The organism is bacterium, assembly GCA_016702305.1.
In the GTDB taxonomy this organism is placed as follows: domain Bacteria; phylum Electryoneota; class RPQS01; order RPQS01; family RPQS01; genus JABWCQ01.
Window position 1 is genome coordinate 381,280 of record JADJEH010000002.1, and the last position, 22,071, is coordinate 403,350.

Annotated in this window: 22 protein-coding genes; all 22 read left to right on the forward strand. The window is 58.1% G+C overall.

Features of this window, described 5'->3' with window-relative positions; all coding sequences use genetic code 11:
- Positions 1-13 precede the first annotated feature (13 nt).
- The 22 genes from IPH10_06115 to raiA all read left to right on the forward strand — a co-directional run bounded on the left by IPH10_06115 (position 14) and on the right by raiA (position 22,059).
- Positions 14-877: a DUF4097 family beta strand repeat protein gene (locus tag IPH10_06115; protein MBK6910493.1), complete on the forward strand. Its 864-nt coding sequence runs from the start codon at positions 14-16 to the stop codon at positions 875-877.
- A gap of 72 nt (positions 878-949) precedes the next feature.
- The gene (locus IPH10_06120; protein MBK6910494.1) at positions 950-2,497 is read left to right on the forward strand and encodes a methylcrotonoyl-CoA carboxylase; all 1,548 of its coding nucleotides are present in this window, start codon (positions 950-952) and stop codon (positions 2,495-2,497) included.
- A gap of 3 nt (positions 2,498-2,500) precedes the next feature.
- Positions 2,501-2,953 (forward strand): hypothetical protein, encoded by a 453-nt coding sequence (locus IPH10_06125; GenBank protein MBK6910495.1) that lies wholly within the window; start codon positions 2,501-2,503, stop codon positions 2,951-2,953.
- Positions 2,950-3,729 (forward strand): enoyl-CoA hydratase/isomerase family protein, encoded by a 780-nt coding sequence (locus IPH10_06130; protein ID MBK6910496.1) that lies wholly within the window; start codon positions 2,950-2,952, stop codon positions 3,727-3,729. Before IPH10_06125 ends, IPH10_06130 begins: the two co-directional genes overlap by 4 nt.
- A 2-nt stretch (positions 3,730-3,731) precedes the next feature.
- Positions 3,732-5,228 carry an acetyl-CoA carboxylase biotin carboxylase subunit gene (locus tag IPH10_06135; protein ID MBK6910497.1) on the forward strand — a complete coding sequence of 499 codons (1,497 nt, stop codon included), beginning with the start codon at positions 3,732-3,734 and terminating at the stop codon, positions 5,226-5,228.
- A complete protein-coding gene (locus tag IPH10_06140) occupies positions 5,225-5,713 on the forward strand; it encodes an acetyl-CoA carboxylase biotin carboxyl carrier protein subunit (GenBank protein ID MBK6910498.1) in 489 nt (162 codons plus the stop codon). Before IPH10_06135 ends, IPH10_06140 begins: the two co-directional genes overlap by 4 nt.
- Complete coding sequence (locus IPH10_06145) at positions 5,710-6,516, forward strand: sugar phosphate isomerase/epimerase (protein MBK6910499.1); 807 nt, start codon at positions 5,710-5,712, stop codon at positions 6,514-6,516. The genes IPH10_06140 and IPH10_06145 overlap by 4 nt, the downstream gene beginning before the upstream one ends.
- On the forward strand, positions 6,509-6,700 hold the full coding sequence (locus IPH10_06150; GenBank protein ID MBK6910500.1) for a hypothetical protein: 192 nt from the start codon (positions 6,509-6,511) through the stop codon (positions 6,698-6,700). The genes IPH10_06145 and IPH10_06150 overlap by 8 nt, the downstream gene beginning before the upstream one ends.
- A gap of 17 nt (positions 6,701-6,717) precedes the next feature.
- A complete protein-coding gene (locus IPH10_06155) occupies positions 6,718-7,887 on the forward strand; it encodes an acyl-CoA dehydrogenase (GenBank protein MBK6910501.1) in 1,170 nt (389 codons plus the stop codon).
- A gap of 7 nt (positions 7,888-7,894) precedes the next feature.
- A complete protein-coding gene (locus tag IPH10_06160; GenBank protein MBK6910502.1) occupies positions 7,895-8,767 on the forward strand; it encodes an MBL fold metallo-hydrolase in 873 nt (290 codons plus the stop codon).
- A 39-nt stretch (positions 8,768-8,806) separates the two neighbouring features.
- Complete coding sequence (locus tag IPH10_06165) at positions 8,807-9,988, forward strand: thiolase family protein (protein ID MBK6910503.1); 1,182 nt, start codon at positions 8,807-8,809, stop codon at positions 9,986-9,988.
- Positions 9,989-10,011: 23 nt separating this feature from the next.
- On the forward strand, positions 10,012-10,866 hold the full coding sequence (locus IPH10_06170; GenBank protein ID MBK6910504.1) for a 3-hydroxybutyryl-CoA dehydrogenase: 855 nt from the start codon (positions 10,012-10,014) through the stop codon (positions 10,864-10,866).
- 12 nt (positions 10,867-10,878) lie between these two features.
- Positions 10,879-11,202: a heavy metal-binding domain-containing protein gene (locus IPH10_06175; GenBank protein MBK6910505.1), complete on the forward strand. Its 324-nt coding sequence runs from the start codon at positions 10,879-10,881 to the stop codon at positions 11,200-11,202.
- Between the two features lie 43 nt (positions 11,203-11,245).
- On the forward strand, positions 11,246-12,388 hold the full coding sequence (locus IPH10_06180) for an acyl-CoA dehydrogenase family protein (GenBank protein ID MBK6910506.1): 1,143 nt from the start codon (positions 11,246-11,248) through the stop codon (positions 12,386-12,388).
- 2 nt (positions 12,389-12,390) lie between these two features.
- Positions 12,391-13,350, forward strand: a complete 960-nt coding sequence (locus tag IPH10_06185) for a branched-chain amino acid transaminase (GenBank protein MBK6910507.1) — start codon at positions 12,391-12,393, stop codon at positions 13,348-13,350.
- Between the two features lie 18 nt (positions 13,351-13,368).
- On the forward strand, positions 13,369-13,818 hold the full coding sequence (gene nusB / locus IPH10_06190) for a transcription antitermination factor NusB (GenBank protein ID MBK6910508.1): 450 nt from the start codon (positions 13,369-13,371) through the stop codon (positions 13,816-13,818).
- Positions 13,815-14,495: a metallophosphoesterase family protein gene (locus IPH10_06195; protein MBK6910509.1), complete on the forward strand. Its 681-nt coding sequence runs from the start codon at positions 13,815-13,817 to the stop codon at positions 14,493-14,495. Before nusB ends, IPH10_06195 begins: the two co-directional genes overlap by 4 nt.
- 101 nt (positions 14,496-14,596) lie before the next feature.
- A complete protein-coding gene (gene secA / locus IPH10_06200) occupies positions 14,597-17,605 on the forward strand; it encodes a preprotein translocase subunit SecA (protein MBK6910510.1) in 3,009 nt (1,002 codons plus the stop codon).
- A 149-nt stretch (positions 17,606-17,754) separates the two neighbouring features.
- Positions 17,755-18,231, forward strand: coding sequence for a DUF494 family protein (locus IPH10_06205; GenBank protein ID MBK6910511.1), 477 nt, complete (start codon positions 17,755-17,757; stop codon positions 18,229-18,231).
- A gap of 131 nt (positions 18,232-18,362) precedes the next feature.
- Positions 18,363-20,834, forward strand: a complete 2,472-nt coding sequence (gene topA, locus IPH10_06210; protein MBK6910512.1) for a type I DNA topoisomerase — start codon at positions 18,363-18,365, stop codon at positions 20,832-20,834.
- Positions 20,783-21,772, forward strand: a complete 990-nt coding sequence (locus IPH10_06215) for a tyrosine-type recombinase/integrase (GenBank protein ID MBK6910513.1) — start codon at positions 20,783-20,785, stop codon at positions 21,770-21,772. The genes topA and IPH10_06215 overlap by 52 nt, the downstream gene beginning before the upstream one ends.
- The gene (gene raiA, locus IPH10_06220) at positions 21,769-22,059 is read left to right on the forward strand and encodes a ribosome-associated translation inhibitor RaiA (GenBank protein MBK6910514.1); all 291 of its coding nucleotides are present in this window, start codon (positions 21,769-21,771) and stop codon (positions 22,057-22,059) included. Before IPH10_06215 ends, raiA begins: the two co-directional genes overlap by 4 nt.
- Positions 22,060-22,071: the final 12 nt, after the last annotated feature.

Here is a 22,071-nt window from a genome sequence, read left to right on the forward strand (position 1 = left end):
AAGGAAGCATCCCATGAAGGCAATGTTGTTGGCCACCTTGGCCCTGTGCGCGAATCTGTTCGCCGCGGATTTTGTGAAGAAAGGCGGCGACTACGTCTATCGCGACACGCTCGTCTTCGACGAGTCCTCTGTGAATCTCACGTCGGTCGCTTGCGAGTCGATCAACGGTGAAACGAAGATCACCGGATCGGACCGCAACTCTGTCCATGTGACGGTTTACGTCGAAATCAAGTGCGACGACCTGGAAGAAGGTCAGAAGTACCTAAAGAGCTTCCGTCCGGTGGTGGCCCGTGAGGACGCCAGGCTGCGCATCTACGGTGAATACCCGGATGGCAGTTGGAGCTGGAATGAGATCAGCGCCAACATGGATTTTGTGATTGAGGCGCCGGCTGGTCTGAACCTCGATGCATCATCGGCCAATGGCGAGATCGTCTGCGTCGGCATGACAGGTGCGGCGGACCTCGAATGCGCCAATGGAGAAATTAGCTTCCTGTCGGAGACCGGCACAACCGGCTCGATCTCGGCTTCGTGCGCCAATGGGGAAATAGATGTGGATGTCGCGAAGTTGAATGGTAGCTCTTCGTTCGAGTGCGCCAACGGCGAAATTGATGTGGTCGTGCATCAACTGCTGGCGGCCAATATTGACGCTTCGACTGCTAACGGCGAAATCACCATCGCCCTGCCGGAGAACTCCAGCATGAGAATCGTCGCAAGATCACTGGTGAACGGCTCGATCGAGTCTGATTGGGCTGGCGTTCACGACAAAGGACTGATTGGCGACAATTACGAGTTGGTCGTTAATGACGGCAAGTACAAGATTGACTGCAGCTCCGCCAACGGTGAAATCACCATCCGTAAGTCAAACCTCGCGAACTAAGCACATTCTGTGAAGCGGCTCCCGACAAACGTACGACTTTCTGATCCCGGCTTCGCTGAAAATGCGGCCGCCATGCGCGCGTTGGTTGATGACCTGCGCGGCAAGTTAAACGCACTGCAACCCGCGGGCGGACCCAAAGCGCACATCGAACGCCACGTTGCCCGCGGGAAACTGCCCGTGCAGGAGCGTTTGCAGCGTCTGTTTGATCCGGGGACGCCGTTTCTCGAATTGAATCCGCTGGCAGCCAACGGGATGTATGACGACGAAGCCCCCGGGGCGGGTGTCGTAACAGGTATCGGCGTGGTACATGGCCGTGAAGTCCTGGTGGTCGCCAATGACGCGACCGTCAAGGGCGGCACGTACTTTCCGATGACGATCAAGAAGCATCTGCGCGCTCAGGAAGTTGCTCTGCAGAATCACTTGCCGTGCCTCTATCTTGTGGATTCCGGCGGCATCTTCCTGCCTGAGCAGGCGGGTACGTTTGCCGATCGTGATCATTTCGGCCGTATCTTCTACAATCAGGCCAATCTGAGCGCGAAGCGTATTCCGCAGGTCGCCGTAGTGATGGGTTCGTGTACGGCCGGCGGAGCTTACGTGCCCGCGATGTGTGATGAGACGATTATCGTCAAAGGCACGGGCACGATTTTCATCGGCGGTCCGCCGCTGGTGAAAGCCGCGACCGGCGTGGACGTATCGGCGGAAGAGTTAGGCGGCGGCGATGTGCATACGCGCATCTCTGGCGTCGCGGATCACTTTGCGGAAAACGACGGGCACGCAATCGAAATCGCGCGTTCGGTCGTTGAGTCCATCGGACCGCGTCCGAAGTTTGAATTTGATTGTGAAACGCCTGAAGATCCGTACTACGATCCCGCTGAGATGCTCGGCTGCGTGCCGGTGGATGTGCGTAAGCCGTTCGACATGCGCGAAGTAATTGCGCGCATCGCGGACGGGTCGCGGTTTCAAGAGTTCAAAGCGCGCTACGGCACAACGCTGGTTTGCGGCTTTGCGCGGATTCACGGCTATCTGGTTGGCATCGTCGGGAATAACGGCGTCCTGTTCGGCGAGTCCGCCAAGAAGGGTGCGCATTTCATTGAACTCTGCTGCCTGCGCAAGATTCCTCTGGTGTTCCTGCAGAATATCACAGGCTTCATCGTCGGCAAGGAATACGAGCACGGAGCGATCGCTTCAGATGGCGCCAAGATGGTGCACGCTGTGGCGGTGGCGAATGTGCCAAAGTTCACCGTGGTCATCGGCTCGTCCGCAGGCGCAGGCAACTACGCGATGTGCGGTCGTGGGTACAGTCCGCGCATTTTGTGGATGTGGCCGCACTCACGTATCACGGTCATGGGACCGCAGCAAGCGGCCGATGTTTTGGTTCAGGTGAAGCGCGAGCAGTTGGAGGCGAAAGGCCAGAAGCTGTCCGAGGAGGACGCCGAGGCGATTCGTCGGCCCGTGCTCGAACAATACGAGCGCGAAGGAAATCCCTACTATTCGACGGCGCGGCTGTGGGACGACGGGATTCTCGATCCGCTGTCGACGCGCGATGCGCTGGCCTTGGGCATTGCGATGTCGGCGAACGCTCCGGTGCCCGACTATCAGCCGGGCATCTATCGGATGTGATGCTTGGAGATCACTCTCTATGAAGAGACTCAGGAAATTCCGTTACGGGGACCGTTGACGTTTCTGTCCGCGGCCGCCTTCTTCGTGATTCCGCTGTTCACGACGATGCCGCTGGCGCTGATTCTGCTGATGTTCGCGCTCGGAATCGGGATGAGCTATTTGATACGGTCATTCATGCGCATGCACACGCGTGTGACACAGATCACGCTGAGTTTTGGACCGACGATTTGGACCAAGCGCTATCCGTTAGCCGAAATTGAAGTCATCGGCCCCTGCGATATCCCGTTTTGGGCGGGCGTGGGTATTCATGGTTGGCGCAACAAAGTATACTACAACATGCGGTTTGGACAGGGATTGGAAATCAAGCACGGACAAATGCATTTTGTGATTGGCACGGCCCGCGCGGCCGAGTTGCAGGCTGCGCTGCGCGACGCACAGCGGAGCGTGCTCCCGTGAACTTTTTGCGTATTGAACGCGATGGCGCGGTGACTCGGCTGGTTCTGGCACGCGTGGAAACACGCAATGCGTTTAACGCGGCAATGATCTCTGAACTGACGCATGCGTTACGCACTCTCAGCGCCGAACCGGAATTGCGTATCCTCGTGCTGGCGGCGGATGGACCGACGTTTTGCGCCGGCGCCGACGCCAACTGGATGCGCGAGCAGAAGAGCGTATCAGAGGCCGAGAACTTGGCCGATGCCGAAAAGCTGTTTGATCTCTTTCGTTCGGTGTACGAATTCCCGCACCCGGTGATTGCGCGTGTGCAGGGCGGCGCCTACGGTGGCGGCGCCGGCTTGATCTGCTGTTCCGACATCGTTGTGATGAGCGAGGACGCGCAGACGGGCTTCACTGAAGTACGGCTCGGGATCGTTCCCGCGACAATTTCCGCGTTTGTCTTGCGCAAGTTAGGCGAGGGCCGCGCTCGCGAGCTATTCCTTACCGGTCGCCGGATCGGCGCAGCGGACTGCCTGCGCCTGGGTTTGGCGAATGAAGTTGTTCCTGCGACTGAATTGGATAATGCCGTTGCCCGTTGGATCAATGAGCTGATCCTGTCTGGCCCGACTGCCCAGACGATGACCAAGGAGTTACTGCGCGAAGTACCGCTGTTCTCGCTCGATCAGGCGCGCACGTTCACGACGCAGCGCATTGCCCGCCAGCGCGTCAGCGCTGAAGGGCAGGAGGGACTCTCGGCGCTCCTTGAGAAACGACCACCCTCGTGGAGTAAGGCGTGAAGATTAAGTCGTTGTTGATTGCCAATCGCGGTGAAATCGCGGTGCGTGTGATGCGCACGGCGCGCGCGTTGGGCATTCGCACGATTGCGGTCTACAGCGACGCCGACCGTGACGCTCTGCATGTCGAAACGGCGGACGAGGCCGTGTTCATCGGCGCGTCGCCCGCCGCCGAGAGCTATTTGAATGTTGAGAAGATTATTGCCGCGGCGCGCGAGCATGGCGCCGACGCTATTCACCCGGGCTATGGTTTTCTGTCGGAGAATCCGCGGTTCTCAAATGCCGTGCGACTTGCCGGCCTAATCTTCGTCGGACCGCCGCATGATGCCATGGGACTGCTGGGCGACAAAATTGCCTCGCGCGAATTGGCCATGAAGCACAACGTGCCCGTGACTCCCGGAGCGTTGTTGCCGCAGGCGACGGCAGCGCAGGCGACCGAAGCTGCGGCCAAGATCGGCTACCCCGTGCTGATCAAAGCGGCGGCGGGTGGCGGGGGTAAGGGCATGCGGATTGTACGCAGCGAGTCCGAGGTATCGGCTTCACTCGATGCGGCGCGCCGCGAAGCGCTCTCGGCATTTGGCGACGATGCGGTCTATCTCGAAAAGTATATAGAAAATCCGCGCCACATCGAGTTTCAGGTCTTCTGCGATGACCATGGCAACGCGGTCCACTTGGGCGAACGCGAGTGCTCGATTCAGCGGCGGCATCAGAAGATCATCGAGGAAAGCCCAAGCCTTGCCCTGGCACCAGAGCTGCGGCAGCGCATGGGTGAAGCGGCGCTCCGTATCGTCACGGCGGCGGGCTATCGCAACGCGGGCACGGTGGAGTTTTTGCTAGACAGTGATCAGTTCTATTTCCTCGAAGTCAATGCGCGTCTGCAAGTCGAGCATCCGGTCACTGAAATGGTCACCGGTGAGGACCTTGTCGCCTGGCAATTGACCGTTGCGGCGGGCGAGCCGCTGCCGAAAAAGCAGAACGAAATCCAGTGGCGCGGACACGCGATCGAGTGCCGCGTCTATGCCGAAGATCCATCCACCGGATTTCTGCCCTCGACCGGTACCATCTATCGCTTGACTGAACCGCACGCACCGGGGCTCAGGATTGACTCAGGCATTCGTGACGGTTTTGAAGTTCCGCTTTATTACGATCCGATCCTAAGCAAAGTCATTTGCTGGGCGGACAATCGCGAAGCCGCGCGCGTGCGCATGCTTGACGCGTTGCGGCAATATGTGATTCTTGGCGTGCGCACGCCGCTGAACTATATTCAGGACGTGCTATCCCATCCTGAATTCATTCGCGCAAACATGTCCACGCATTTTCTTGCTCAGCATTTCGCCGACTGGCGCGACCGCTTGCCGACAGGAGAGGCTCTTGCTGCGCTCCTCACCGCCGCCTCAGAAGCCAAGGTCATGGCCGCATTGGACAGTCCCGTAGGCAAAGTGGAATCGCACTCTCCGTGGCAATCGCTTGGCAGTTGGCGTATCGCTGGAGCAGGCGCGTGATTCGCACTTTCCGGACTCACGAGCAAAACCTCGGTGCGACGGTGCGTCACCTGAGCCCGACGCAAGTCGAGGTCGAGCACGGCGAGACCACGCACGTGCTGGCCTACGAACGCATGGGCCGCCTGCTGATCTTTGACGGCGAACGCCGCCGCTATTTCACGCGTGCCGTGCGCGACAAGGATCGCATCTATGTCTGGCTTGACGGCCGCATGTATGAATTAGTCGAACTGGAAGACGTGCATGCCGCGGCTGATTTGGACCGCAACCGCGACGATATCCGCGCGCCGATGCCGGGTACCGTTATTAAGTTGAATGTCACCGCCGGAGATTCCGTGGCTGCCGACCAAGTCGTGGCGGTTCTCGAAGCCATGAAAATGGAACACAATCTGCGCGCCCCGCGCGCCGGTGTCGTGGCGAAACTCGACGTGAAGGTCGGTCAAACCGTCACCGCCGACTCAGTCTTGGTCCATTTGGAGCCGCAGTGAGTGACATTCTGAATCCGCGCTGTGTCTATGTCGGTATTCGCGACGTCTCGACATCGCTGGATCGCCTGCGCGACATGGGCTTGGGCGTGGAGGTGATTTTCAACACGACGGCCGACCTCTGGCCGAAAGTGAAGTGGGATGTTCTGTTGGGTTTGGCGGATGACCTAAGTGAAATGCAAATTCCGGTCGCCTGCCACGGTCCATTCTACAATCTGAATATTGCGGCCAAAGACGAGCACATCGCGGACTACTCGTATCAAGTGCTTGCGGCCGGTATCGAGGGCGCACGCGTGCTGGGGTCGCCGCTGATGGTGTTTCACACAGGTTATCTGCCGCAGTTGCCACCAGCGCAGCGGGAGAAGTGGCTCGATACCTTTTGCAACAAACTTCACCATTTGTTGGAAGTCGCCGCCGACAATCGCATCGTGCTGGCGATGGAAAACACCTACGAGCCCGACACCACGCTGTTCGAAGACGTGTTCGCGCGCATCCAGCATCCGTTTCTGGGGATGTGCCTTGATACCGGGCATGCATCGTGCTTTGGGAAAGTGCCGCCGGTGCAATGGGTCGAACGATTTTGCGAACAGATTGTGCACTTGCATTTCAGTGACAACGACGGCGTGTCCGACCTGCATTGGGGATTGGGCAAGGGCGTCGTGAGTCTATCTTCATTGCTGGGCCCGCTGCTTGCGCGCGGCGCCCGTCCTTCCGTGACTTTTGAAGTTTCTTTGGACGATGCCGCAGCATCAAACGAATACCTGAATCGCGTGCTGGCCGCCGCGCTTCCCACCGGACATGAGTAGCCCTGACAAGAAACCTGAAAAGCGCACCCCCAAGCTCGACCTCGAGAAGCTCGAGCGCATGCTGCGCGACGCCGATATTTCTCCCGAAGAATATCAGGCCCTGAAAGACGAACTACGCCGCAACCGCCGCCGCAACGAGGGCGCAGGCGATAATCCGCTCGATAATTTGTACGACGAATCCTAACCCAAGTAGTAACTCCGATGAGCCTGGGCGACCGCTTACCACTGACTGAAGAGCAAAAAATGCTGCGCGATATGGTGCGCGATTTTGCTCAATCCAAGATCAAACCGATTGCCGCCGAAATTGATGAAACCGAGCGCTTCCCCGAAGAAATTTTCGCGGAGATGGGCGAACTCGGATTGATGGGCATCCCTTATCCCGACGAGTACGGCGGTGCGGGTATGGATACTGTGTCCTACGCGTTGGCCGTTGCCGAGATTGCGCGCGTGTGCGGCTCGACGGCGTTAGGATTGGCCGCGCATATTTCCCTCGGCTGTGGACCGATCTACCTGTTTGGCACCGAAGCGCAGAAGAAGAAGTATCTGCCCGATCTGTGCGCGGGCAAGCATATGGGCGGCTTTGGTCTGACCGAACCGCAGGCCGGCAGCGACGCCGGGGCCACGCAGACGACCTGCATGGACATGGGTGACCACTACCTGCTTAACGGCACGAAGATTTACTGCACGAACGGTTCGTACTCCAAGACCTACGTCGTCAGTGCGCTGACCGAAAAAGACAAAGGCACGCGCGGTATTAGCTGTTTCATCGTCGAACGCGATTGGGACGGTTTCGCGGTCGGCAAGAAAGAACGTAAGCTCGGCGTGCGCGGCTCTGATACCGTGGTTTTGCACTTCAATGACGTCAAGGTTCCCAAAGATAATTTATTGGGCAAGCCCGGTGAGGGCTTCAAGCAGATGCTGATCACGCTCGATGGCGGTCGTATCTCCATCGGCGCAATGGCTTTGGGTTTGGCGGAAGGTGCGTATCTTGAAACACTGAAATATGTCACAGGCCGCAAGGCTTTTGACCAGCGCATCGCCGATTTTCAGGCGACTCAATTCAAACTGGCCGACATGCTCGTCAACATTGAAGCCGCTCGCCATCTTATCTTCGACGCGGCGCGCCGCAAGGATGACGGCGAGGACTTCTCGCGGGAATCGGCAATGGCCAAGCTCTTTGCCAGTGAAATGGCGGCGCGGGTAACGTCGCAGGCGATTCAGTTGCACGGCGGCTACGGTTACGTGCGTGAGTATCCGGTCGAGCGCATGTTCCGCGACAATAAGCTAACGGAAATCGGCGAAGGCACGTCTGAAATTCAACGCCTCGTGATCGCGCGTTCGCTCTTGAAGGAGTGGGACGCCGCGGCGTAAGCCGGTTATGCAGCTCCAGTTGGGTTTACTGCGTCTTGACGTGCTCGATGACGGGCTGTTTGAACTGCGCCCCGAGACATTCGTCAAGGTCACCAAGGGCCGCAATGCGGAGCTTCTGGACCGGAGCAAGTATCGTCCGCGCATCAAAGTCGGTTTCAACAGCCTGCTGGTGCGTGGGGAAGGCAAGACGGTTCTGATTGATCCCGGTACGGGAGACAAAGAACGGTTGGCAGAACGCCGCAACTACAATCTTGATTGGCCGCGTAAGGTCCTGCCCCGGCTCAAAGAGCTTGGCGTGCGTCGCGAACAGATTGATCTCGTCGTTCTGACGCATTTGCATTGGGATCATGCCGGGGCCTGCACAACCGTTGGCCACAGTGGACAACTCGTTCCGACGTTTCCTCAAGCGCGCGTGATTGTGCACGAGCGCGAATTGATCGGCGCGAGAGCGGCGCTGGGCACGGGCGACGATGGCTATTGCGCCGATGACTTTGAACCACTGGCCGCGGTCAACGCGCTTGAACTGGTCACGACCGACGACGCCCGTATTCTGCCGTGGCTTTCGTGCCATTGGAGCGGCGGACATTCGCCCGGTCACATGGTGATCCAGATCGGCTACCCCGAGCAGGCTAAGCTGCTGTACCTCAGTGACGTGTTGCCGACGACGGCGCAGCTACCGCTCGATAGCGGCATGTCCTACGACCAGAACCCGTCTGAGTTGGAAGCCGCCAAACAGAAATTTCTCGCTCGCGCCGCCGCTGACCACAGCCTCATTCTGCTGGTGCACGCTCCACGCAACAAGCTGGGCTATCTGCATCACAGCGCGAGCGACGGCTACCGTTTTGAACACCGCACGCTTGACCAATTGGCTAATTTGTAATTCAATATCACATTCGGAAAATCACTTCCTAATCCCCTCATGAATCCGCACACTCCAGTCATCACGTCCGGTGCCCGCACCGCCATCGCCTCGTTCATGGGATCATTCGCGGGTATTCCCGCCCCGGCGCTCGCCGCGCATGTTTTGAAAGCCAATCTTGAGCGCTCAAACCTCGACCCCAAAGAGGTGGATGAAGTCATCTTGGGCCAAGTTCTGCAAGGCGGCGTTGGTCAGGCTCCCGCCCGTCAAGCTGCGATTTTCGCGGGAATTCCTCACACGACGTCCGCCTGGACGGTGAACAAGGTCTGCTCGTCGGGTTTGCGCGCGGTAATGTCCGCGGCGCAGACGATTACACTGGGTGATGCGAAGGTGATGCTCGCCGGCGGAATGGAGAATATGTCACTTGCACCGTATCTGCTGGATCGTGCCCGCGCTGGTCTGCGGTTGGGGCACGGGACGGTCAATGACATGATGATCACCGACGGTTTGTGGGATCCGTACGGCAACGTGCATATGGGTTCATGCGCTGAGATGTGCGCGCGTGAACACAAGATTTCACGTGAAGCCCAGGATGAGTTTTCCGCTGAATCCTACCGCCGCGCCATCGCTGCGCAAAAGGACGGCAAGTTCAAGAACGAGATTGTGCCGGTGATCATCAAGGACCGCAAGGGCGAAATCGCCATTGACCTCGACGATGAACCCGGCAAAGTGAATTTCGAGAAGATGGGAAGCCTGAAGCCCGCGTTCGAGAAGGACGGCACGATTACGGCGGCCAACGCTTCAAAGCTCGATGACGGCGCTTCCGCAGTGGCCATGATGTCCTATGAAGAGTCGCAACGCCGTGGCATAAAGCCACTGGCGCGCATCGCCGGTTACGCCACCCACAGTCAACAGCCCGAGTGGTTCACGACGGCTCCTGCCGGCGCGGTGCAAAAACTTCTGCGCCGCCTGGATTGGAAGGTCTCAGATGTAGACCTTTTTGAATTGAACGAAGCGTTTGCGGTCGTCGGTATTTATAATACCAAGGAACTCGGAGTCAGTCCGGACAAAGTGAACGTCTGGGGCGGAGCCGTGGCTCTGGGTCATCCGATTGGATCGTCGGGCTGTCGCATTCTCGTTACGCTGATTCATGCGCTGCGTGATCGCGGCGGCAAGCGCGGTGTGGTCGGTATTTGCAACGGCGGCGGTGAAGCCACCGCAATGGCCGTGGAACTGTTTTAAACTCTAAAACCACGTTATATACTATGAGCATCAAGATTGTAGCCGTCATTGGCGGCGGCACGATGGGCAACGGTATCGCCCATGTTTGCGCCCAAAAGGGCTGCACCGTTCACTTGATCGAGACGCAGCAGAACTACCTCGATCGGGCGTTGGGCACGATCGACAAGAACCTCGCGCGCCAGGTGACCAAAGGCGCGCTATCGGAAGCGGACAAAGCTGCCACGCTGGGCCGCATTCACGGATCGCTGAGTATTGACGACGTCAAGGATGCCGACATTATCATCGAAGCCATCGTTGAAAATGAAACGGTAAAGAAGGACTTGTTCGCCAAAATTGACGCTATCGCCAAGCCGAGCGCCATACTCTCGTCGAACACTTCGACGATTTCGATTACGCAGATCGCAGCCGCGACCAAGCGGGCCAATAAGTTTATCGGCATGCACTTCATGAATCCGGTGCCGATGATGCAGTTAGTCGAGGTCATTCGTGGTCTGGCCACCGATGACGCGACGCACGCCGCGGTCGTGGAGTTCTCGCAGGCATTGGGCAAGACGCCGATCACAGTCAATGACTTCCCGGGCTTCGTGTCAAACCGCATTCTAATGCCGATGATCAACGAAGCCGTCTATTGTTTGATGGAAGGCGTCGGCGAAGCGGAGGCCATTGATGGAGTGATGAAGCTCGGCATGAATCACCCGATGGGCCCGCTGGCGCTGGCCGATCTGATCGGTTTGGATGTTTGCCTTGCGATCATGGAAGTCTTGCACCGTGACCTCGGTGATTCTAAGTATCGCTCCTGCCCGCTGCTGAAGAAATATGTGGCCGCGGGTTTCCTGGGCCGCAAATCGGGACGTGGATTCTATAACTATGCTAACTGAGGATTGCCGACGATGATTGTTACGACGACGCAAAATGTTGACGGACGGAAGGTGGAAGCCTACCTTGGTGTGGTAACCGGCGAAGCTATTGTCGGCGCGAATATCTTCAAAGACCTGTTCGCAGGCATCCGCGACATCGTGGGCGGTCGGAGCGCGGCCTACGAAGACGAGCTGCGCAAGGCTCGCGAGATCGCGCTCGAAGAATTGACGGAAAACGCGAAGCAGCTCGGCGCCAACGCCGTTCTGGCCGTGGACCTCGACTATGAAGTGATCGGTTCAGGCGGTTCGATGCTGATGGTCAGCGCTTCCGGCACCGCGGTTAGACTGTCGGCGTAGCCGAGTTTCTATTTACAAATTCTAATTCCAATTTCGTATTACCATGGATCATCTCCTCACCGAACAGCAGCTTGAAGTAAAGAAGGTCATTCGCGAATTCGCCGAAGCGGAGATTCGCCCGACGGTCGCCCACCGCGACGATAAGAGCGAATATCCCGCCGCCATTGCCAAGAAGATCGGCGAACTCGGCTTCATGGGTGTGAATACTCCCGAATCGCTGGGCGGCGCGGGCATGGACACGGTGACCTATGCCATCGTGATCGAAGAACTCTCGCGCGTGGACCCCGCGGTCGGCGTGATCGTGTCGGTGAACAATTCGCTCGTCTGCTACCCGCTGCAGAAATTCGGCACGCCCGATCAGCACGCGCGTTTCCTGAAGCCGCTCGCCGAAGGCCAGCGCCTGGGAGCTTTTTGTTTGACCGAACCGGGCGCAGGCTCGGACGCATCGGGACTGACGATGTCCGCCGTCAAGGACGGGAACGACTATATTCTGACCGGCGAGAAGGCGTTTATCACAAACGGATTGATGGCGGACACATACATCGTGATGGCGCGCACCGACAAGGCGCAGAAGGCCAAAGGCATTTCGGCGTTTATTGTCGAGGGTGACGCGCCGGGCTTCCGCCGCGGCGCCAACGAGAAGAAGATGGGCATCCGATCGTCGGACTGCTGCATGATCATTCTCGATGAATGCCGTGTTCCGGCGGCCAACCTGATTGGCAAGGAAGGCGATGGCTTCAAGGTGGCCATGACGGCGCTCGACAGCGGCCGCATCGGGATCGCGGCGCAGGCCATCGGTCTGGCGCAGGGCGCGCTCGAAGAGGCGGTCAAGTATTCCAAGATTCGCGAACAATTCGGCCATCCGATCGCGGACTTTCAGGCGATTCAATTCAAGCTCGCCGACATGGAAATGCTGACCGAAGCCGCCCGGCTCTTGAACTTCAGCGCCGCGCGCAAGAAAGACATGGGACTCAAGTTTACGCACGAAGCCGCGATGGCCAAGCTCTATGCATCCGATATCGTCATGAAAGTGACAATGGAAGCGGTGCAGGTGCATGGCGGCAATGGCTTCTTGAAGGATTTCCCGGTAGAACGCATGCTCAGGGATGCGAAGGTGACCGAAATCTACGAAGGCACCTCTGAAATACAACGCACTATTATCGCTCGAACTCTTTTGAGTAACTAACTATGGAAACTGTCCTAAAACAGGAGCCGCGGGTGGCTAAGTCGCGCTTTGACGAAACGCTGAAGATCTGGATGAGCGGCAAGCTCATCAAGTGGGAAGACGCTACCACGCACGTTGCCACGCACGCGTTGCACTACGGTTCCGCGGTCTTTGAGGGCATTCGCGCCTATAAGACCGATCGCGGCACCACGATCTGGGGATTGAAGCAGCACATTCGCCGACTCTTTGACTCGGCCAAGATATACCGCATGCCCGTGCCTTTCACCCCGGAGCAGATTGAGCTCGCCTGCGCCGAGGTCGTCATTTCCAACGGCATGGACGAGGCCTATCTGCGCCCGCTCTTCTACCGCGGCTACCACTCACTCGGCGTCCATCCCCGCGATTGCCCGACCGAATGTGTGATCATCCCGCTGCGCTGGGGCAAATACCTCGGCCCGGAAGCGCTGGAATTAGGCGTGGACGTTATGGTCTCGTCATGGACCCGCATTGCGCCTAATACTCTACCTGCGCTGGCGAAATCCGCGGCCAATTATGCCAATTCGCACCTCACGGTAGTGGACGCTACGAACTTCGGGTTCACGGAAGGCATCGCGCTTGATGCTTCCGGTTACGTCTCCGAAGGCTCGGGTGAAAACGTCTTTGTGATTCGCGATGGTAAGATGGTCACGCCGCCACTTGGTGCCTCGGTTCTCCCCGGTATCACGCGTTCCTGCGTGCTGCAATTGGCTCAGGAGCTTGAAATTCCCGTTGTGGAAGGGCTGATACCGCGCGAAATGCTCTATATCGCGGACGAGGTTTTCTTCTGCGGTACTGCTGCTGAAATCACGCCGGTCCGGTCGGTTGACAAAGTCACGGTCGGCGAAGGCAAGGCCGGTCCGCACACCCGTCGTTTGCAGAAGGCGTTCTTTGATCTAATCGAAGGCCGCCGTGACGACAAACTCGGTCTCCACTATTGGCTCTAAACTTAGATAGGTCCGCCGATGCGTAGCCGCCGATCCGCCCGTGAGTGGGCTCTGCGTGTGCTCTATGCCACGCGCATGACCGGCTACGACGTCGAGCGCTGTTTCAACGACGTGCTAAAGGATGCGAAAGAGGATCAGAATCTGGTCTTCTGCCGCAAGCTTTGCGATTCCGTTGCGGCCGCGAGCGACGACCGGATTGACACCTCAATCCGAACTGCGGTGCAGAAATGGGACCTTGCGCGACTGGCGATAATTGACTTGATCATCCTGCGTATGGCGGTCGCCGAATTCTTGTATTTCGATGATATACCGTACAAAGTGACAATAAACGAAGCGATCGAACTGGCCAAAGAGTATTCGACCAGCCAGAGCGGACGGTTCGTCAACGGTATTTTGGACGCGATTTGCGCTGAATTGAAGAAGAACAACCCCCGCCGCGAAAAGCTCGAAACGGTTGAACCTCGATGAAGATAGGCGTCATCAGCGACATTCACGGGAACCTCCCGGCCCTCGAAGCCGTTCTGGAAGATTGTGAACAGCGCGGGCTAAGCACGATCGTCTGCCTCGGTGACTCCGTGGGCTATGGCGCCAATCCCAATGAATGCTGCGACCTCGTGCGGACTCGGTGCACGGCCTGCGTGATGGGAAATCACGATTCGGCCCTGTGCGGCGTCACGCCGCTGCAATTTTTCAATGCCTACGCCCGCGCGGCCATTGACTGGTCGCTGGCCATGGTAGATGACCCGAACAAACAGTGGCTGCGGGACCTGCCGTTGACGCATGCCATCGAAGATGCGCTGTTTGTTCACGCCACGCCTAAGGATCCCGGTGCGTGGAACTACATTCATAATCCAGATGAGGCCGCGATGCATTTCGCCGTGATGGCGCCGAGCCGTACAGCCTTCATCGGACACTCGCATATTCCGGCGCACTTCACCGGTTCCGAGAACCGCCGAATCATCAATGTCGGCGCGGTCGGCCAGCCGCGGGACCGCAATCCGCACGCGGGCTACGTCGTATACGATACGGAAACGCGCAACTTCCAATGGTGTCGTGTCAACTACGATATTCAGCGGGCGGCCCAGGCGATTCGCGATGCCGGACTACCGGAGTTCTTGGCCTCCCGGCTATTCATCGGGATGTAACAACTCACGATATGGTGGGCGGCCCGCAAGCCGCCCATGCTGTGATATTCACTGGCCGAACCGGAACGGCATTCATCCGGAATCAGACCATTTTCCCCAACATGCTCGACTTTATTCTCACAAAGATATTCGGTTCCAAACATCAACGGGCCGCCAAAAAAGTGCTGCCGCTCGTGATCGAGATCAACAAGCTCGAACAGGAGTATCAGGCGCTCACGGCAGAGCAGTTGCGGGCCAAGACGGATGAATTCCGCGCGCGGCTAACTGACGGCGAAACCGTGGATGATCTCATGGTCGAGGCCTTCGCAGCGGTCAAGAACGCCTGCCGCCGATTGGTCGGACACGAGTATCTTGTGCGTGAACAGCGCATGACCTGGAACATGGTCCCCTATGACGTGCAGGTCATCGGCGGTATCGCTCTCCATCAAGGGAAGATCGCGGAAATGGCCACGGGCGAAGGCAAGACGCTCGTGGCGACCTTTCCCCTCTACCTGAACTCATTGCCCGGGAAGGGCGTGCACTTGGTCACGGTCAATGACTACTTGGCCCAGCGCGACTCAGAGTGGATGAGCCCGGTCTTCGAGATGCTCGGCCTGAGCGTCGGCGTGATCACGTCCGACATGTCGCCGCCGCGCCGTCGTCAGGAATACGCCAAAGACATCACCTACGGTACCAATAACGAATTCGGCTTTGATTACCTGCGCGACAACATGGCCATGCACATGGATTACGTCGTGCAGCGCGGTCACCACTTCGCCATCGTAGATGAGGTGGACAGTGTTCTGATTGACGAAGCGCGGACGCCGCTCATTATCTCCGGCCCGGTCGAACACTCGACGCAGCGCTTTGAGGAAATGAAGCCGTCGGTCGAGCAAATGGTCAGATTGCAGGGGCAATTGATCATCAAGCTCGCCGATGAAATCGAAGCCATGCTGAAAGAGGCCAAGCCCGACGAGTATGAGATCGGCAAGAAGTTGCTGATGTGCCAGCGCGGCTATCCCAAACACAAGCGGACGCTCAGACTGTTTCAGGAACCGTCGAACACGCAGCTTCGCCAGCGCGTCGAGAACGAATACATGCGCGACAAGAAGATGCACAAGCTCGACGAAGAGCTGTACTTCTCGATTGACGAGAAGTCGCATCAAGCGGATCTTTCCGAGATGGGCCGTCAACAGCTCACGCGCTATTTCGGCGGCGACAAGGACCTGTTTCTCTTGCCGGACTTGGCCGACGAGTTTGCCAAGCTCGACACGGACGAGTCGCTGACTCCGGAAAATCGTGCCGAGACCAAGGCAAAGTTGCAGGAAGTCTACGCCCATCGCGCCGAACGCGTTCAGAACGTCGCCCAGCTCCTCAAGGCGTACACGATCTACGAGAAGGACGTCGAGTACGTGCTGCAGGACGGCAAGGTGCAGATCGTGGACGAGTTCACAGGCCGCATTTTGTCGGGCCGCCGCTACTCGGACGGCCTGCATCAGGCCATCGAGGCCAAGGAGGGCGTGAAAGTCGAGCGCGAGACGCAGACCATCGCCACGATCACCCTGCAGAACTACTTCCGCCTATACGGGAAATTGGCCGGCATGACCGGTACGGCTGAGACGGAAGAGTCGGAATTCTATTCGATCTATAAGCTCGAAGTGATGGTCATTCCGACGCATCAGGCTGTCCGGCGCTTGGACGATGACGATCTGATCTATCGCACGAAGCGCGAAAAGTACAACGCCATCGTGGACCGCATCGCCGAACTGCATGAACACCGCCAACCGGTGCTTGTCGGTACGACCTCGGTCGAGGTGTCCGAAGTCATTGCCCGAATGCTGAAGGGGCGCCGTATTCCGCACAACGTGCTGAATGCCAAGCAGCATCAGAAGGAAGCTGAAGTCGTGGCCAATGCCGGCCAGCTCGGCGCGGTGACGATTGCCACTAACATGGCCGGTCGCGGCACGGATATCAAGCTTGGTCAGGGCGTCGTGCAATGGAAGGGCGGCGCGGGCGACAAGGCCAAAGCCGAGGGCGGTCTCTTCATTCTGGGAACGGAACGCCATGAGTCGCGCCGTATTGACCGTCAGTTGCGCGGCCGCGCCGGTCGCCAGGGCGATCCGGGAACGAGCCAGTTTTACGTTTCTCTTGAAGACGACTTGATGCGCCTGTTCGGTTCCGACCGCATGGCGGCGGTAATGGACAAGCTCGGTTTGAAAGAGGGCGAAGTTATCTCGGCCGGAATGATCACCCGTTCCATCGGTCGTGCGCAGCAGCGCGTCGAGGCCTACAACTTTGGCATTCGTAAGCACCTGCTTGAATACGATGACGTGATGAACCAGCAGCGTTCGGTTGTCTACTCGCGCCGCAATATTGCCCTTCGGGGCGAAGACCCGCAGCCTCTTGTGAACGAGATGCTCGGTGACTTCGTGGACTATCTCTTTGAGAAGCACGGAGAAGGTGAAAACATCGCTCGCGAGGCTTTCACCGAAGAGGTGATGCGCACGTTCTTGGTTGACCTGTCACATGATGAGGCGTTCTTCCATGCGAAGCCGTCTGACCAGACGGTTATCATGAACGAGCGGATTGAAGAGGCGCGTTTGCGCCGTATCGAGCTTCTGGGCGAGGATCTGTTTCGTGACTTGCAGAGGCAAGCTATCCTCCGGGTGATGGACGTGAAGTGGAAAGACCACCTCTACGCGATGGATGGCCTCAAGGAAGGCGTGGGTCTGCGTGCTTATGGCCAGAAGGATCCGCTCATCGAATACAAGAAAGAGGGTTTTTCGCTCTTTCAGAAGATGTTGGACGAAGTCAACGCGGACGCGCTGCGCATCATGTTCAGCTACCGCTTGCAGGTGAATCCCGCACCGGCGCAGGCCGCCCCGCAGCCGACGGTAACCCGCACACCCGCTATGACTTACTCGCACGCCAGTGCGTCCGGCCTGGCCTACTCGGCGGCGGTTCGTCCGAATGCCGAGGGAGGAGCCCCACCGCCCGCAGGTCCGGATGCCGCTGGCAAAAAGGAACCCGTCCGGGTGGGCGAACGCGTGGGTAGAAATGACCCATGCCCGTGCGGGAGCGGGAAGAAGTACAAGAAATGCCACGGCACAGCCGAAGAAGTTTCCGATTGAGAACCCTTGCCTTTGGCGCTTTTTTTCGCTAAAATGCAGGCGCGTCCGGTATGAATTGCTTAAGACCATTGTTGCCCGCAAGTTAGGCGGCAGGCAACCTCGCCCGTGGAACTCGTCCCCCTGACCCGGGGTAAAAGGAAGGCCACTGCATGGACCAACGGATAGTCGAGATAATTTTGTATGTAATTGGCGAGATTGAATCCCGCCGTGTAAATTTGGATGAGATTGACGGCATTTCCGAGGACCTGATCAAGCAGGGTTTTTCGCGACGTGAGGTCACGACGGCCTTTTCGGTCTTTAATCAGCGTGGCATGGGGGCTCGGGACCGCTCGCAGATTATCGAACCGGCGAATCCCAACGCCTTTCGTGTGCTGCACGACATGGAATCGCAATTCATCAGCCGCGAAGCGTTAGGCCACGTGTTGCAATTGCTGCGATTGGGCGTGTTGTCGCATGCCGATGTCGAGGAGCTGATTGAACGTTGTGTCATGATGGGTTCACCGGCCGCCGAGATGTCCGAGATGAAAATGATGGTGGCCACACATTTGTTTGAAAAAGAGCTGTTGCCCAGCGAGAGCATGATGCCTGCGGCATCGGCTCGTCTTCTGCCGGAGCTGATTCACTGAGCAGTTTCGTTCGGAACACGGTACGGAATCTTACCCATTTTCATGTTTTTAGCCGCTTCACAACGGCTGTAATCCCTTTCGCTAACTTAAAGCTTTGAGCCCGCGCTTAAAGCTTTTGCTTTCTAACAGGCATGCCCAAAAAGACGACCAAAAAGACCGCTCGCGCCAAGTCTGCGCCGAAAAAGAAGTCCGCTCCGGCCAAGAAAACGGCCGCGAAGACGACGACGGCCAAGACTGCGGCCAGCAAGAAGAGCGCGGCCAAGACGCCGGCCAAGAGCGCTGCTAAAAGCGCTGCGCGGCGCAGCACACGCGGCGGCGCGGACTTCGATTCCGTGTCCAGCGTTGGCCGGAAGTTTGTCATCGTCGAATCGCCCGCCAAGGCGCGCACGCTGTCAGGCTATCTTGGCCGTGAATTCGCAGTAGCGGCGTCGGTGGGTCATGTTCGCGACCTGCCTGAGAAGAAGCTGGGTGTGGATCTCAAAAAGAACTTTGCGCCCGAGTACGTGACGATAGTGGGCAAAGAAGACGTCATCGCGATGCTGCGCCGGAATGCGCGCGATGCGAGCGAAGTGTTCATCGCCACCGACCCTGACCGCGAGGGCGAAGCCATCGCTTTCCATATCGCGCATGAGATCGGCGCTGAGCATCATCACAAGGTGCATCGCGTGCTCTTCAACGAAATCACGCGGGACGCCGTGAAACGCGCGCTCGCGATGCCCGGTGCCATTGACGACACCAAGGTGGACGCGCAGCAGGCGCGGCGTGTGCTTGACCGTTTGGTGGGCTATTTAGTTTCACCGCTGCTTCAGAAAATTGTTGCACGTGGAACGTCCGCAGGCCGTGTCCAATCGGTCGCGCTCCGCTTGATTTGCGAGCGCGAAGAGGAGATTCGCGCCTTCACGCCGCAGGAATATTGGACCATCGCGGCGCTGCTGTCCGCCAATAAGCAGGAGAGCTTTGAAGCCAAGCTCTCCAAGATCGCAGGCAAGAAGGCGGAAATTGGCGACGAGAAGACGGCCAAGAGCATTGTAAAGGACTGCGCGGGGAAAGAGTTCCAACTCGCGGACCTTAAGAGCCGTCCTTCGAAATCTTCACCAGCCGCGCCCTATACGACCTCGACTTTGCAGCAGGATGCGGCGCGCCGCTTAGGTTTTTCGAACGATCGGACGATGTCCGCTGCGCAACAGCTCTATGAAGGCATTGAGCTTGGCAAGGACGGCTCCGTCGGTCTAATCACCTATATGCGTACCGACTCCGTTCGTGTCGCGCCTGAAGCGCTGGGGACGTTACGAGAATTTATCGGTGAACGATACGGCGAAGAGTACTTGCCCAAGACTGCGCGGTTCTACAAGACGAAGAACTCAGCGCAGGACGCGCACGAGGCGATTCGCCCGACCGATGTAACTCGCGATCCCGGTTCGGTCAGGAAGCATCTCAAGCCGGAGCAGTTCAAGCTCTATGAATTGATCTGGAAGCGCTATGTCGCCTCGCAGACGGAGGATGCGCGCTTTGAGGTCACGACGGCGACGCTCACAGTGGGAGATTACGAGTTTCGTGCGGGTGGCCGCCGTTTGTTGTTTCCCGGGCACTTGCAAATCCTGGCCGAAGTTGCCGACGACTCGCCGCGCGATGCCCGCGAACAGCTTGAGTCTGATTTGACCAATGAGCTGCCGGAGCTGAAGGTCGGGAAAAAGTACTCGGCCCAAAATGTCACGCCCACCCAGCACTTCACTGAGCCGCCCCCGCGCTACAATGCCGGTTCGCTTGTCAAGACGCTCGACGAATTGGGCATCGGGCGACCGAGTACCTATGCGCAGATCATCTCTGTGCTGGTCAAGCGCAAGTATATCACGGACGAGCAGCGCCGCTTTCAGCCGACCGATCTTGGCGAGGCTGTAAACAAAGTGCTGGTTGAGCAATTCCCGGATATCTTTAACGTGTCCTTCACGGCGCAGATGGAAGAAGAGCTTGACTCGATAGAAAACGACAAGGTTGCTTGGCAGAAGGTCGTGAAGGACTTCTATACGCCGTTTGCCGTTGACCTCGCGCGAGTCAACGAGAATCGTCAGGAGCTTAAGAAGGCGATCCAAGAGACGATTGAGAAGCCGTGCCCCGATTGCGGCGGCGATCTGGTGATCAAGTGGGGCCGTGCCGGCAAGTTTATCGCCTGCACAAATTACCCTGAGTGCCGCTACACCGAACCGCTCGAAGCTGAAAAGGTGCCGGACTTCCCGGCCACGGACTGCCCGAAATGCGGCAAGCCGATGGCTCCGAAGAAGAGCCGCTACGGTTGGTTTTTGGGCTGCACGGGCTACCCGGAATGCAAGACGATTCAACCGATGCCCGATCCCAATGCGATTGACTGTCCGCGGGAGGGCTGCGGCGGCAAGGTCAGCGTGCGTCGTTCTAAGCGCGGCAAGGTCTTCTACGGCTGCTCGAATTACCCCAATTGCGACTTCGTGAGCTGGAACAAACCGGTGGCCGAAAAGTGCCCTGAGTGCGGCAACAGCTACATGGAGGAGAAGAACCTTAAGGCCGGTTCCATCCGCCAATGCCCGAAGTGCAAACACAAAATCGAGATCACCCCGGCGGCCAAGCCATAGCGCTCGCGGCTTTAGCTGCGGACTACTTGGACGCCTTGCGTGTGCGGCGCCGTTCTGTGCATACTCAGGCGGCCTACCGGCGCGATTTGATGCAGGCGCTCGACCGATTGCATCTTCAAATCGGACGGGAGCTATCTGTTTCGGATTGGCGCTATGAGTCGCTGCGGGATGTCATGTACGCGTGGGCGGAGCAGGACCTGACCGCAAGCAGCCTGCAACGCAAACGCGCGGTGTTGAGCGATTTCTCGAAGTTCCTCCGAGGCCTTGGGCTGTTAGAGGGCAATCCGATAGCGCTGATAGATCCTCCTCGCGTCAAGAAACCGTTGCCGCACGTCTTTACGGAACGAACGCTGGCAGATGTGTTAGACAGCCTCGGGAGCGGTTGGCCGGTCGTTCGCGATCGTGCGCTGCTGGAAGTCCTGTACGGCGGTGGATTGCGCATCTCCGAGGCGTTGGCGTTGGATATTGACCACCTCGACCTGCCCCTGGGGACGGTACGGGTGCTGGGAAAAGGCAACAAGGAGCGCGTGGTGCCGCTCTCGAAAGCGGCAGTGTCGGCGCTGCAAGACTACCTATCGGCTCGTGGTGAGACCTTTCCGTCGCACCCGGCCGAACCGATGTGGCTTTCGGACCGAGGCAAGCCCTTGACCCGTTTTCGGGCTGCGCGAATCGTGAAACAGCGGTTGGGGGCCTGGATGGGCGAGGCCAGTCCGCATAAACTTCGCCATAGCTTTGCGACGCATTTGTTGGCGCGCGGTGCGGATCTGCGCGCGGTACAAGAATTGCTTGGTCATGCATCTGTGAGCACAACTGAGCGCTATACGCATGTCACCGCTCAGCGCTTGCGCGACGCCTATCAGCAGGCTCACCCGCACGCTGGGGAGCCACCACTTGAAACCCCGGCGGAATCGCAACCGCCGCAAAGGACGGAGTCATGAGAACCCAGATCACCGCAGTACACTTCAATGCCACGGATTCCTTGCAAGAGTTTGCCGAAAATGAAGCCCAGCGTCTGCTCAAGTTCGCGGACGACATTCTGCACTGCGAAATCGAGTTCAGTTTCAACAAACAGGAGAAGAAAGCGCACGTTCATATCAGCCTCGACGGCGTGGTGTTGAACGCTTCGGCGATCACCGAAGATTTTCGCAAGTCCACCGTGCTGGCCGTGGACAAACTTGAAGGCCAGGTCAAGAAGCACAAGGACAAGCTCCAAACCCGGTATTAGACCGGACCGATT

Bases quoted from the DNA above. Each gene is read 5' to 3' on its own strand.
- IPH10_06195 (MBK6910509.1), top strand. From the start codon at position 13,815: ATGAAGATAGGCGTCATCAGCGACATTCACGGGAACCTCCCGGCCCTC.
- IPH10_06160 (MBK6910502.1), top strand. From the start codon at position 7,895: ATGCAGCTCCAGTTGGGTTTACTGCGTCTTGACGTGCTCGATGACGGG.
- IPH10_06120 (MBK6910494.1), top strand. From the start codon at position 950: ATGCGCGCGTTGGTTGATGACCTGCGCGGCAAGTTAAACGCACTGCAA.
- IPH10_06205 (MBK6910511.1), top strand. From the start codon at position 17,755: ATGGACCAACGGATAGTCGAGATAATTTTGTATGTAATTGGCGAGATT.
- IPH10_06175 (MBK6910505.1), top strand. From the start codon at position 10,879: ATGATTGTTACGACGACGCAAAATGTTGACGGACGGAAGGTGGAAGCC.
- IPH10_06170 (MBK6910504.1), top strand. From the start codon at position 10,012: ATGAGCATCAAGATTGTAGCCGTCATTGGCGGCGGCACGATGGGCAAC.
- IPH10_06165 (MBK6910503.1), top strand. From the start codon at position 8,807: ATGAATCCGCACACTCCAGTCATCACGTCCGGTGCCCGCACCGCCATC.
- IPH10_06150 (MBK6910500.1), top strand. From the start codon at position 6,509: ATGAGTAGCCCTGACAAGAAACCTGAAAAGCGCACCCCCAAGCTCGAC.
- raiA (MBK6910514.1), top strand. From the start codon at position 21,769: ATGAGAACCCAGATCACCGCAGTACACTTCAATGCCACGGATTCCTTG.
- IPH10_06185 (MBK6910507.1), top strand. From the start codon at position 12,391: ATGGAAACTGTCCTAAAACAGGAGCCGCGGGTGGCTAAGTCGCGCTTT.
- nusB (MBK6910508.1), top strand. From the start codon at position 13,369: ATGCGTAGCCGCCGATCCGCCCGTGAGTGGGCTCTGCGTGTGCTCTAT.
- topA (MBK6910512.1), top strand. From the start codon at position 18,363: ATGCCCAAAAAGACGACCAAAAAGACCGCTCGCGCCAAGTCTGCGCCG.
- IPH10_06155 (MBK6910501.1), top strand. From the start codon at position 6,718: ATGAGCCTGGGCGACCGCTTACCACTGACTGAAGAGCAAAAAATGCTG.
- IPH10_06215 (MBK6910513.1), top strand. From the start codon at position 20,783: ATGCCCGAAGTGCAAACACAAAATCGAGATCACCCCGGCGGCCAAGCC.
- IPH10_06115 (MBK6910493.1), top strand. From the start codon at position 14: ATGAAGGCAATGTTGTTGGCCACCTTGGCCCTGTGCGCGAATCTGTTC.
- secA (MBK6910510.1), top strand. From the start codon at position 14,597: ATGCTCGACTTTATTCTCACAAAGATATTCGGTTCCAAACATCAACGG.
- IPH10_06180 (MBK6910506.1), top strand. From the start codon at position 11,246: ATGGATCATCTCCTCACCGAACAGCAGCTTGAAGTAAAGAAGGTCATT.